At 61.8% G+C, this 10600-nt stretch carries 13 protein-coding genes; 8 read left to right on the forward strand and 5 right to left on the reverse strand.

Going from position 1 to position 10600, the window contains the following annotated elements:
- Positions 1–85: 85 nt before the first annotated feature.
- Positions 86–1639 carry a DEAD/DEAH box helicase gene (locus AC0V2Y_RS25375; RefSeq protein ID WP_475416879.1) on the reverse strand — a complete coding sequence of 518 codons (1554 nt, stop codon included), beginning with the start codon at positions 1637–1639 and terminating at the stop codon, positions 86–88.
- A gap of 361 nt (positions 1640–2000) precedes the next feature.
- Here AC0V2Y_RS25375 and AC0V2Y_RS25380 point away from each other — a divergent pair, with 361 nt between their 5' ends.
- A complete protein-coding gene (locus AC0V2Y_RS25380) occupies positions 2001–2219 on the forward strand; it encodes an oxidoreductase-like domain-containing protein (RefSeq protein ID WP_475416878.1) in 219 nt (72 codons plus the stop codon).
- On the opposite strand, the gene AC0V2Y_RS25385 is transcribed toward AC0V2Y_RS25380, so the two are convergent.
- Positions 2216–3889, reverse strand: coding sequence for a methyl-accepting chemotaxis protein (locus tag AC0V2Y_RS25385; RefSeq protein WP_475416877.1), 1674 nt, complete (start codon positions 3887–3889; stop codon positions 2216–2218). The two genes, AC0V2Y_RS25380 and AC0V2Y_RS25385, sit on opposite strands and share 4 nt — an antisense overlap.
- 544 nt (positions 3890–4433) lie before the next feature.
- Between AC0V2Y_RS25385 and AC0V2Y_RS25390 the strand changes: the two genes are divergently transcribed.
- Both AC0V2Y_RS25390 and AC0V2Y_RS25395 read left to right on the forward strand, forming a co-directional pair.
- Positions 4434–5153, forward strand: coding sequence for a Crp/Fnr family transcriptional regulator (locus AC0V2Y_RS25390; protein ID WP_035828139.1), 720 nt, complete (start codon positions 4434–4436; stop codon positions 5151–5153).
- Between the two features lie 71 nt (positions 5154–5224).
- Entirely contained in the window at positions 5225–5830 is a 606-nt protein-coding gene (locus AC0V2Y_RS25395) for a glutathione S-transferase (protein WP_475416876.1), read from the forward strand.
- An 8-nt stretch (positions 5831–5838) separates the two neighbouring features.
- On the opposite strand, the gene AC0V2Y_RS25400 is transcribed toward AC0V2Y_RS25395, so the two are convergent.
- Complete coding sequence (locus AC0V2Y_RS25400; protein WP_475416875.1) at positions 5839–6246, reverse strand: GFA family protein; 408 nt, start codon at positions 6244–6246, stop codon at positions 5839–5841.
- A gap of 121 nt (positions 6247–6367) precedes the next feature.
- On the opposite strand from AC0V2Y_RS25400, the gene AC0V2Y_RS25405 reads away from it, so the two are divergent.
- Genes AC0V2Y_RS25405 through AC0V2Y_RS25415 form a run of 3 tightly spaced genes read left to right on the forward strand, consistent with a single transcriptional unit; the run spans position 6368 to position 7751 of the window.
- Complete coding sequence (locus tag AC0V2Y_RS25405; protein ID WP_121670366.1) at positions 6368–6859, forward strand: DUF4265 domain-containing protein; 492 nt, start codon at positions 6368–6370, stop codon at positions 6857–6859.
- Between the two features lie 32 nt (positions 6860–6891).
- Positions 6892–7353 (forward strand): BPSL0067 family protein, encoded by a 462-nt coding sequence (locus tag AC0V2Y_RS25410; protein WP_475416874.1) that lies wholly within the window; start codon positions 6892–6894, stop codon positions 7351–7353.
- Positions 7350–7751 carry an STY0301 family protein gene (locus tag AC0V2Y_RS25415; RefSeq protein WP_475416873.1) on the forward strand — a complete coding sequence of 134 codons (402 nt, stop codon included), beginning with the start codon at positions 7350–7352 and terminating at the stop codon, positions 7749–7751. Before AC0V2Y_RS25410 ends, AC0V2Y_RS25415 begins: the two co-directional genes overlap by 4 nt.
- A gap of 120 nt (positions 7752–7871) precedes the next feature.
- Here the strand turns inward: AC0V2Y_RS25415 and AC0V2Y_RS25420 are convergent, their stop codons facing one another.
- Positions 7872–8597 carry a pyridoxine 5'-phosphate synthase gene (locus AC0V2Y_RS25420; protein ID WP_475416872.1) on the reverse strand — a complete coding sequence of 242 codons (726 nt, stop codon included), beginning with the start codon at positions 8595–8597 and terminating at the stop codon, positions 7872–7874.
- A 128-nt stretch (positions 8598–8725) separates the two neighbouring features.
- On the opposite strand from AC0V2Y_RS25420, the gene AC0V2Y_RS25425 reads away from it, so the two are divergent.
- Together AC0V2Y_RS25425 and AC0V2Y_RS25430 are read left to right on the forward strand one after the other, a co-directional pair.
- Positions 8726–9439 (forward strand): YjjG family noncanonical pyrimidine nucleotidase, encoded by a 714-nt coding sequence (locus tag AC0V2Y_RS25425; RefSeq protein ID WP_475416871.1) that lies wholly within the window; start codon positions 8726–8728, stop codon positions 9437–9439.
- 97 nt (positions 9440–9536) lie between these two features.
- Positions 9537–10025, forward strand: a complete 489-nt coding sequence (locus AC0V2Y_RS25430) for a DUF2726 domain-containing protein (protein WP_475416870.1) — start codon at positions 9537–9539, stop codon at positions 10023–10025.
- Positions 10026–10040: 15 nt separating this feature from the next.
- Here AC0V2Y_RS25430 and AC0V2Y_RS25435 read toward each other — a convergent pair whose 3' ends face one another.
- Entirely contained in the window at positions 10041–10376 is a 336-nt protein-coding gene (locus AC0V2Y_RS25435; protein WP_475416869.1) for an FKBP-type peptidyl-prolyl cis-trans isomerase, read from the reverse strand.
- Positions 10377–10600: the final 224 nt, after the last annotated feature.

Consider the following 10600-nt stretch of genomic DNA (forward strand, 5'->3'; position numbering starts at 1 on the left):
GGTCAATCGCAAAAAAAAGCCTGAAACTGAGTTTCAGGCTTTTTTTACATCAAGCAACGAGAAAATAAATATTGGTCTCTGCCTTTTACGGCTTCAACAACCCACCCAGCAACGCCGCCACCTTCTGCTTCGGCTTGGCCGCCACTGGCGCGATGCTGGCGGCTGCCGGTGCCGCCTTGGCCGGCTCATACGGCTTCAGGAACCAGGGATCGGCCTTTTCGCGGCGGGCGCCGGGACCGAAGGCGGGACGCGCACCACGCTCGGCGGAGCGGCTGTCGCGGCTGTCGCTGGCATGGCGGCTCTCGGGGGTGCGCGCGGGACGCGCCTCGCCGGCTTCGCTGCGGCGCGCCGGGCGGCGCTCGCTGTCGCCGCTGCGGGCGGGAGCCGGGTTGAAGCCCGTCAATTCACCACGCTTGATGCTTTGCTTGATGAGTTTCTCGATATCGGCCAGCAAGCGCTCGTCTTTATCCGAATAGATAGAAATGGCGTCGCCCGAGGCGCCGGCGCGGCCCGTGCGGCCGATGCGGTGCACATAGTCTTCCGCGTTGTACGGCAAGTCGAAGTTGATAACGCAAGGCAAGTCGGAAATGTCCAGGCCGCGCGCCGCCACGTCGGTGGCCACCAGCACGTCGATCTCGCCTTTCTTGAACGCTTCCAGCGCCGCCATGCGTTCCTGCTGGCTCTTGTCGCCGTGAATCGCCGTGGCGCTCATGCCTTCCTGCTCCAGCACGCGGGCCAGGCGCGAAGCGCCGATCTTGGTGTTCGAAAACACGATGACCTGCTTCAGATCGCGCTGGCGCAGCAGATGGGCGACCAGGGCATGCTTCTGGTCTTCCGTCACCTTGTAGACCACTTGCGTGACCTTGTCGGCCGTCTGGTTGCTGCGCGCCACTTCGATCGTCAACGGATCGTTGAGGAAGGTGGCGGCCAGCTTCTTGATTTCCGGCGAGAACGTGGCCGAGAACATCAGGTTCTGGCGCTGTTTCGGCAGCAAGTTGATGATGCGTTGCAAGTCGGGCAGGAAACCCATGTCCAGCATGCGGTCGGCTTCATCCATGACCAGCATCTGCACCTGGCTCAGGCTGATGTTCTTTTGCTCGATATGGTCGAGCAGGCGGCCCGGCGTGGCGATGACGATTTCCACGCCGCCGCGCAGGATGACGGTTTGCGGCTTCATGTCCATGCCGCCGAAGACGACGGTCGAACGCAGCGGCGTGTGTTTGGCGTAGGCCTTGACGTTTTCGGCCACCTGCACCGCCAGTTCTCGGGTCGGCGTGAGGATCAGCGCGCGCACGGGGTGGCGTGCCGGCGACATGCTGCTGCTGGCATGCGCCATCAGCAACTGGATGATCGGCAAGGAAAAACCGGCCGTCTTGCCGGTGCCCGTTTGCGCGGCCCCCATCACATCGCGGCCTTGCAGCACCACGGGGATCGCTTGTTCCTGGATCGGTGTCGGATGGGTGTAGCCCTGGTCGGTCAAGGCGCGCTGGATTTCAGGCGCGAGGCCGAAGTCGGCAAAGGTCAGGCTGGGAGCGGCGGATGCGGCAGGTGCAGGTGCAGGTGCAGGTGCAGCGGCGGCGGGCGCCGCGTCAGGGGCAATCGCCGGGCTGGGCGTAGGAGTCGATTCGGTTTCAGACATAAATTTTCTGGTGTGCCTCCGCACTGCGGAAGCCATGCTTTCTCAATAAACAACATTTCGGGGCACAGGCAGCTCCGTCTTGCAAGCCATGGATCATTGTTCTTGCGGCACCTCCGTGCTCCGGGACATGCTGTATGGCGTATGCGGGAGCGTCGAAGAGATGTGCTGCGATGGCGGCGGAGATCGCGCCGGCGGAACATCGCGCGCAGAAGATACAATATCAGTGCTGTAAACGATACCCTAATTCACCGCAACTGTACACGGAAACCGTGATTTTTGAGCAAAAAGCGTTCCAGCAACGACGCGCCGGGATGCCGTATCATGCCAGCTCCGATGCCAGCTCCGCCGCCCTGCCCTCACCATGCCCACCCCGCCTTTACCCCACGATCCGCAACCGCAGCCGCCCAGCAAACCGGGCAATGACGAGTGCTGCCACAGCGGTTGCACTTTTTGCGTACTGGAAATGTACCAGGAAGACCTGGCCGCCTACGAAGCAGCCCTGAGGGCCTGGCAGCAGCGCCAGCAAGCTGCTGCCGCGCCCGCCACCCAGGGCGTCAGGAAGCCGCGCAAGCGCCCTTAGAAACTTTCCCACTCATCCACTGGCGCCGCGCGGCGCGCCGTGCTGGCCAGTTGACGCGGCGCAGGTGCCGGCGCCTTGACAGCCTTGACAGGCGCGCGTGGCCGGCTTGCGGCGGCGCTGGCCACGTCGAGCTTGAAGACGCTGACCACGTCGCTCAGGCTGGCAGCCTGCTCCTGCATCGATTCGGCCGCTGCCGCCGCCTCTTCCACCAGGGCCGCATTTTGCTGCGTCACCTGGTCCATCTGGGCGATGGCCTGGTTAACCTGCTCGATACCGGCGCTCTGCTCGCTGCTGGCGGCCGTGATCTCGCTCATGATGTCCGTTACGCGGGTGATGCTGGCAACGATGTCATCCATCGTGCGGCCCGCCTGGTCCACCAGTTTCGATCCCGCCTCGACTTTCTCGACCGAATCGCCGATCAGGACCTTGATATCCTTGGCCGCCGCGGCCGAGCGTTGCGCCAGGTTGCGCACTTCCGTGGCGACGACGGCAAAGCCGCGTCCCTGCTCGCCCGCGCGCGCCGCCTCGACGGCCGCATTCAGGGCCAGGATATTGGTCTGGAAAGCAATGCCGTCGATGACAGCGATGATGTCGACGATCTTGCGCGACGACGCGTTGATCGACGCCATCGTGCCCACCACTTCGCTGACGACCTTGCCGCCCTCGATGGCGATGCTCGACGAGGTCAGCGCCATGGTGTTGGCCTGGCGCGCATTGTCCGCATTCTGCTTCACGGTCGAGGTCAGCTCTTCCATCGACGACGCCGTTTCTTCCAGCGAGCTGGCCTGCTCTTCCGTGCGCGACGACAAATCCTGGTTGCCGGCGGCGATCTGGCTCGACGCCGTGGCGATGGTATCGGTGCCGCCGCGCACCTGGCCCACCAGGTTCTGCAGGCTGGCATTCATGTCTTTCAGGGCTTGCATCAATTGCCCCGTTTCATCTTGCGATCGCACAACAATATGCGCCGTCAGGTCGCCGGCCGCCACCTGGCGCGCCACGCCGACGGCTTCGATCAGCGGACGCGCCACGCTGCGCGCCACCCACAGCGCCAGCAGCATGCCGATGACGATGATGCCCACCACCAAGCCGATCAGGCTGGCGCGCGAGGCCGCATAGGTTGCGTCGGCGCTGGCGCTCGAGCGCACGCCGCCGTCCGTGTTAATCGACACCAGTTTATCGAGAGCCGCCATCATGTCCGTCATGACCTTGGCCGACGGTCCCACGGCCAGCGCGCGCGCCTCTTCCTTCTTCATCTCGCGCGACAGGCTCAGCATGGTTGCGTGCAGGCGCATGAATTCATCGTTGAGCGCCAGGAAGCGCTCGAACACGTCCTTCTCGCCCGGTTCGGAAATCAGGCTGCGGTACTTGTCGGCATCGGCCTTCAATCTGGCCTGCGTTTCCGTCATGCGCGTTTCGTTCTGCGCCATGTCGGCATCCTGCGCGGCCAGCATGTGCGCCAGTTCCCAGCGGCGGAAATCGCTGACATCGCTGCGCATGGACATGGCCGCCAGCACGCTGGGCATCCAGTTGTCGGACAGGTCCGTCGACGCGCTATTGATGCGCGCCATGGAAAAGATCGCCGATACGCCCAGCGCTGCCGTCAGCAGCAGCACGGCGCCAAACGACAAGATCAGCTTGGTGGCAATTTTCAGATCAAAAAACCATTTCATGCGTTGCGTTCCTTCATTAAACGGGTAAACGGGACTAGGCAGGCGCGCGCCAACTACATGCACGGCGCGGGCAGTGAGGGCAGGTGGAAGCGGAAGCGCTCAGTGATGACGAGCAAGGGCTCCTATCGAACCATGAGTAAAATTTCCACAAGGCAACATTTTATCACCGTCGTACTGCAGCGCAGAGTGGTTTGACCGCGGCAGGCGGCCAAAGTTCGCGGGTAGCGGGCAGCGTGGCGTATTTCTGCCCCAACACCGTTGTGTGCAAAGGAAAAAATGCAGAAACCAGCGTAGGAGTCGGATGACACGAGGCAATGTTCCTAGCCTACATAAGCACGTCGGCTCATCCGATGCCCGCCGGCGCCCCCTGCTTCTATAGTGGATACAAGATTCAGCACAACGCTAGCAAGCCAGAAAAGCAGCGCCATCCAACAAAATCAGAAGACGAGGCCCTACCATGTACAAAGCTTATAGCAACCTGACCCCAGCCACGAATAGCCACGCCGCTGTCCAGCACAACTGGCAAGCCGCACCGGCCACGCCCATGATCAGCATCACGGGCGCGCAACAGAACGAATTGCTGCGCGCATTGTCGCGCGCCGATCTGGAGCGCCTGTTTTGCCAACTGGAACTGGTCGCTTTGCCTGCCGGCAAGCACCTGTTCGATTGCGGCGGCAAGATTGAATATACGTACTTCCCCACCAACGCCATCGTTTCCCTGCTGTATGTGATGGAAGACGGCGCCACCACCGAGATCGCCGTCATCGGCCGCGAAGGCGTGGCCGGCGTGGTGCTGTACGAAGCCGAGCGCGCCACCTGCACCGCCATCGTGCAGACGGCCGGCTATGGCTACCGCCTGAAAACCGCCTTCCTGCGCGAAGTGTTCAATGAAGGCGGCGCGCTGGCGCAATTGCTGATGCGCTACACCAGCGCCATGTTTGCGCAAATGGCACAGAACGTGGTGGGCGGCCGTCATTGCAGCATCGAACAAAAACTGTGCCGCTGGCTGCTGGACCGCCTCGACCGTTCCCTGTCGAACGAACTGAAGGTCACGCAAGACACCATGGCCAACATGCTGGGCGTGCGCCGCGAAAGCGTCACCGTCACGGCCCGCAAGCTGCAGGACGAAGGCTTGATCCAGTACCGCCGCGGCACGGTCGAAGTGCTCGATCGCGAAGGCCTGGAAGCGGCCGCCGGCAATTGCTACAAGGCAGCGCGCGCCGGTTTCGAACAATTCCGCAGCGGCATCAGCGCACACAATTAAGCACCACGCTGGCAAACGGGCAGGCAAGCGGGTATCGTAGGCATTCCCGCTAACTTCCCCGGAGACTGGCCATGAAACTGATCGGTATGCTCGACTCGCCCTATGTGCGCAGGGTCGCCATCTGTTTGCACTTGCAGGGAATTGCTTACGAGCACTTGCCTCTGTCCGTGTTCCGCAACATGGATGCCGTGCGCGAGATCAACCCCGTCATCAAGGTGCCGACCCTGGTCCTGGACGACGGGCAAGTGCTGATGGACTCCACCTTGATCCTGCACTATCTATCGCTGCTGCGCCCGGACATGTCCGCCCCCACCCTCGCCGACAGCGTGCGGGCGCTGCGCCTGACGGGCCTGGCGCTGGCTGCCTATGAAAAAGCCGTGCAGATCGTTTACGAACGCAAGCTGCGTCCGCTCGACAAGCAACACGCGCCGTGGCTGGAACGGGTCAGCATGCAACTGCATGCTGCCTGGAATGCGCTGGAACAGGAATGCGCGCAGCTGCCCCTGCCTGGCGAGACGGGCAACATCGACCAGGCGGGCGTGACCATCGCCGTCGGCTGGAGCTTCGCCCAGCTGGAAACGCCCGATATCGTCAAGCCGGCCGACTACCCGGCCGTGCACGCCTTTACACGCTCGGCGGAAACCCTGCCCGCCTTCCTGGCCACGCCGCCAGTCTGACGCGCCGCCTAATTGCCTGGAGTGGGCGCGACAACGGCCAGGTCAACGTGCCACCAGCCCGGCCTGACGTCGTCAAACGCGTGGTATGCGGGCGCAAAGGCCGCCTGGCTGGGATCATCAAAACTGCCCACCAGCAAAGCCACCGTGGGCGCATCGTCGATGGCGCCGATGGAACTGCCGCAAGCGGCGCAAAAGGCCCGGCTGGAATACTCGGAAGAACGGTAGGTGGCCGGAGCGCCGGCCGAGCCCGTCCAGCGCACTTGATCGCGCGCAAACTCCACCCACGCCACCGTCGGCGCGCCCGTGTGCTGCTGGCAATTACGGCAGGAACAGCTGTGCGGATTGCTGCCCTCGCCTGTCACTTCGAAGCGCACCGCGCCACATAAGCAGCCGCCTGCCTGCACCGCATTCTCCATCGTATCTCCCCGTATGCACCGTTGCGTACCTGGCCAGCCGGCACGTACCCGGTACAATATTGCCATAAACCCCAACCCAGGACAGCCCGCAACGCATCGCGCCGGCACTATGAAAGAATGAATGGAAGACATCAATTGCGAAGGCTTGCCGCACATCCGCGTACTGGCAGGCGAAAACACCAGCGGCCCCGTGTATGAAACCCTGCCGGCGCGCCAGATTGACGAGCACGTCTACGAACTGCTGGCCTCGCCCGGCCTGACCCTGAACCTGGCGCGCGGCGACATCGTCAGCATCGCCGACCCGCTCGCCCCCGCCGAAGTATTAAAGCGCGGCGGCAACTTCTGCATCCAGATCTACGCCGACGACGTGCCGCAAGCAGCAGTGGACCAGCTCGAACGCGACGTGCAAAGCCAGCTGGGCGGCACCATGGACGGCCAGTACAAGGGCAACCTCACCTTCAGCGTGCCGGGACACCACGGCATCTACAATGTCAACGGCCCCTTCGACGCCTTCCGCGAGGCAACAGGCGTGGAATGGTACTTCGCCAACATCTACGTCAACCTTGATGACGACGATGATGAAACCTTGCTTAACTGGTGGGTGGATATGTAAGGTTGTCCGTACACCAGGCGGGGCCATGACACATGTCAATGTTCTGTATTGCTCTGGCACACATCAAGCTGCTTGCCCGCGCCTTGCATACGCTCTCTCTATCATCAACCACAGAGAGCAACGATATGCCCTACATTGCGCGTGCCGATTATGCAAAGCAAAAAGAGTTCGTGGGAAATGGCGAGTGCGTTACCCTGGTCAGGCACCTCACCGGCGCCCGTGCCTCATCGCTTTGGCGCGAAGGAAATAAAGTGCCGGATCTGCTGGAACAAGGCGGTATCGCGAAAGGTACAGTGATTGCCACCTTCGTCAACGGCCGCTATCAGGATCTGCGGCAGGGCAATCTTGCGGCGCTGTTCATCCGCCGGGTGCCTGGCGGCATAGCAATTTTCGACCAGTGGCGTAACCACAAGCCCAGCGCCCGCGTGATCTACTTCGGCCGTTCGGCGGCCGGGGCATCGAATCGTCCCGAACTCTATTCGGTAGTGGAATGAAGCCGCTCGCACTGGCGACATTGGTCATCGCTGCCGCGGCGATGCGGCCAGCTGCCGCGGCCCCCATTGCGTCCGTGTCTTGCCCGCAAGCGCCTCCCTCAAGCTGGAACCTGCCGGCCAGCAAACTCGATGGCGTACGCGTGCTGTCCTATCCGGCGCATCAGCCGCCAGCAGCTGGCGAAGCGTTGCCTATCCTGGCCCCGGACAAGGAATGGACACGCAACGGCACCTTGCATCAACGCTGGGACATCAATTTTGATGCACCCGAGTATCTGTTTCAGGTGGACTGCCTGTATGCCGGTACCGAACGCTACCTGCGCATGGCTTTGCCAGGCGTCAAACAGTGCGTTGCAGCCATTACACAGCAAACGAAAATAGTCAGTTTTCAGTGCAAATAGTGCGCTCAATACCACTCCTCAAGCCACTCCCCGCAGTTGCGTCAAACATGCAAAAATCCATTCAGAAATGACTGGTAAGCAAGGTCAGCAAGCGGCAAGCGCGTTCGATGTGCGGCAGCCCTACGATTGACATATCTCAAGGTAGCGGCCCAGCACCGTGTCCATGCCCAGTTCCAGGCACTCGACCACCAGTGCGTGGCCGATCGACACTTCCAGGATGCCGGGAATGTCCAGGAAGCGCGCCAGGTTGTGCAAATCGAGGTCGTGCCCGGCATTCACGCCCAGCCCCAGCGCCTGCGCCCGCCGCGCCGCCTGCAGATACGTGTCAAATACGGCATCGGCCTGCGCGCCGCCATAACTCTCGGCAAACCGTTCCGTGTACAGTTCGACCCGCGCCGCGCCCACCTCGCGCGCCCATTCCAGCGCAGGGTAGTCGGCATCGACGAACAGGCTGACGCGGATGCCCAGGTCGTTCAATTCCGCAATGACGGGGCGCAACAGCGCCGCGTGCTGTTCAATATCCCAACCGTGATCGGACGTCAGCTGGCCCGGCATATCGGGCACCAAGGTGCATTGCGCCGGGCGCGCGCTTTTCACCACCTCCAGAAAATCCGCCGCCGGATAGCCCTCCACATTCAGCTCGCGTCCCCGCTCCGCGCACAGGCGCTGCAACGGAGCAACATCATCGTAGCGCGCATGGCGCTGGTCCGGACGCGGGTGCAAGGTAATGCCGGCGGCGCCCAGGTCGAGGAAGCGCGCGGAAAACGCGAGCAGGTCCGGGAAATTGCGGCCGCGCGAATTGCGCAGCAGGGCGATTTTATTGACGTTGACGGAGAGCTGGGTCATGAGAGGAATGAAGTGAAAGTGACGGGTCCGGCAGCGATTGTAGCGGATCGCCCGCGCAGGGCACGGCCAACCGAACTCAGCGCTACGTGCTACGATGCAAGACAAGTTCCACGCTTTCAATACATACCATGACCTACCAGCTATTCCTGTTTGACCTGGACGATACCCTGCTCGACTTCCGGGCGTCCGAAAAACGCTCGTTCCTGCACACCATGCATGAACTGGGCTTGCGCAACGGCATCGACGCGCTGTTTTCCCAGTACCAGGCGATCAACGTCGATCTGTGGAAACGTTTCGAAACGGGTGAGGTGAGCAAGGATTTTCTGAAGGTGGAGCGCTTCCGCAAGACGTTTGCGCTGAACGGCATCGCCATCGACCCGGAACTGGCCAGCCGTCTGTATCTGGAATCGCTGCCGGACACGGTCGTGCTCATCGATGGCGCCAAGCAAGTGTGCGAAACGCTGTCGCGCATCGGCGAAGTGGGCATCATCACCAACGGCGTCGAATCCATCCAGAACCGCCGCATCGCCGCCTCCGGCCTGGGCGACTACATTTCCTTCGTCGCCACCTCCGAAGCATGCGGCCACGCCAAGCCGGACGTGCGCTTCTTCGAATACGCGGCCAATATGGCGCGCGCGTTCAGCAAGGAAACGACCATCATCATCGGCGACCGGCTGGACGCCGACATCCTGGGCGCCAACCGCTACGGCATAGCCAGCTGCTGGTTCAACCCGGACGGCATGGCCAACACCTCGGCCGCCATCCCCACCTATGAAGTGGCCAGCCTGCACGACATCGTGCCGGTGCTGGACATGATGCAAGTCAAGCTGAAGCAGGCTTGATCTTCCACAAGCGCACCACCTGAAATACGCTGGCGGCGGCACGAAAACACGCCGCTGTTCGCGTACCATCAGGACTCGTCCATTCTGGTGCCAGCCCATGCCTTCCTACACCGTCCTGATCGCCATCGCGGCAGTGATCCTGTTCCTTGCCATGCTGGCCGTGCGCGGGAACGCGAAGTCCCGTGCGCCGCTGCGGCTGCAAAGAAAACCCGTCATGACGGCGAGCGAACAGCAGATGTACCACCTGCTGCAGACGGCCTTGCCGGAATGCACGGTGCTGGCGCAAGTGGCATTTTCCGCACTGGTGACGGCGCAGGGACGGGCAAACAGAAACCGTTTCGACCGCAAGGTGGCCGATTTTGTCTTGTGCAGCCAGCAACTGAACGTCATCGCCGTCATCGAACTGGACGACCGCAGCCACGCCGGCCGCGAACGCCAGGACAAGGAGCGCGACGCCATGCTCAGGCTGGCCGGCTACGTGACCTTGCGCTATGCCCATTTCCCCACGCAGCAGGCGCTACGCGCCGACATCGAACAACTGCTCACGCAACAAACCGGAGTCAACGCAAGCGCCCTACCCGCCTGATTGCGCGTCAAGCGATCAATCCCGCGTCAGCACTTCCAGCAATTCAATCTCGAAGATCAAATTGGAGTTCGGCGGTATCAAGCCCACCTGCCGTTCGCCATACGCCAGCGCCGCCGGCACCCAAAGCTTGCGCGTGCCACCGACCTGCATGCCGTTCAATCCCAAAATCCAACCCTGGATGACCTTGTTATTGCTCAACACACAGCGAAAAGGCTCGCCCCGCTTGTGCGACGAGTCAAACTCCGTGCCGTCTTCCAGCCAGCCCCGGTAATGGGCCGTCACCAGCGCGCCACGCGCCGCCGCCTTACCGTCACCGACCACGATATCGTCAATCTTCACTTCCGCCGTCATCTCGTTTCATCCTTCGTCAATCGTCAATCGTCATGCCGCGATTGTACGACAGTACGAAAAAAGCCCCGGCAGTCACCTGTCGGGGCTTGTTCTATCGCTGCAAATTCTGGTGGGACTTCCGTGAGTCGAATACGGCACCAATGGATTATGAGACACATACTCTACTTCGGAAAACATAGAATGCTACAGAAATTTACACCTAAAAATATTATACACTAGTGTGG

Source organism: Janthinobacterium sp. BHSEK (assembly GCF_056174685.1).

What these genes read in the sequence shown, in the direction of transcription:
- AC0V2Y_RS25375 (WP_475416879.1), bottom strand. Translation starts at nt 1,639, where the DNA reads ATGTCTGAAACCGAATCGACTCCTACGCCCAGCCCGGCGATTGCCCCT.
- AC0V2Y_RS25390 (WP_035828139.1), top strand. Translation starts at nt 4,434, where the DNA reads ATGATCAGCATCACGGGCGCGCAACAGAACGAATTGCTGCGCGCATTG.
- AC0V2Y_RS25385 (WP_475416877.1), bottom strand. Translation starts at nt 3,889, where the DNA reads ATGAAATGGTTTTTTGATCTGAAAATTGCCACCAAGCTGATCTTGTCG.
- AC0V2Y_RS25395 (WP_475416876.1), top strand. Translation starts at nt 5,225, where the DNA reads ATGAAACTGATCGGTATGCTCGACTCGCCCTATGTGCGCAGGGTCGCC.
- AC0V2Y_RS25400 (WP_475416875.1), bottom strand. Translation starts at nt 6,246, where the DNA reads ATGGAGAATGCGGTGCAGGCAGGCGGCTGCTTATGTGGCGCGGTGCGC.
- AC0V2Y_RS25405 (WP_121670366.1), top strand. Translation starts at nt 6,368, where the DNA reads ATGGAAGACATCAATTGCGAAGGCTTGCCGCACATCCGCGTACTGGCA.
- AC0V2Y_RS25435 (WP_475416869.1), bottom strand. Translation starts at nt 10,376, where the DNA reads ATGACGGCGGAAGTGAAGATTGACGATATCGTGGTCGGTGACGGTAAG.
- AC0V2Y_RS25425 (WP_475416871.1), top strand. Translation starts at nt 8,726, where the DNA reads ATGACCTACCAGCTATTCCTGTTTGACCTGGACGATACCCTGCTCGAC.
- AC0V2Y_RS25410 (WP_475416874.1), top strand. Translation starts at nt 6,892, where the DNA reads ATGTCAATGTTCTGTATTGCTCTGGCACACATCAAGCTGCTTGCCCGC.
- AC0V2Y_RS25380 (WP_475416878.1), top strand. Translation starts at nt 2,001, where the DNA reads ATGCCCACCCCGCCTTTACCCCACGATCCGCAACCGCAGCCGCCCAGC.
- AC0V2Y_RS25430 (WP_475416870.1), top strand. Translation starts at nt 9,537, where the DNA reads ATGCCTTCCTACACCGTCCTGATCGCCATCGCGGCAGTGATCCTGTTC.
- AC0V2Y_RS25420 (WP_475416872.1), bottom strand. Translation starts at nt 8,597, where the DNA reads ATGACCCAGCTCTCCGTCAACGTCAATAAAATCGCCCTGCTGCGCAAT.
- AC0V2Y_RS25415 (WP_475416873.1), top strand. Translation starts at nt 7,350, where the DNA reads ATGAAGCCGCTCGCACTGGCGACATTGGTCATCGCTGCCGCGGCGATG.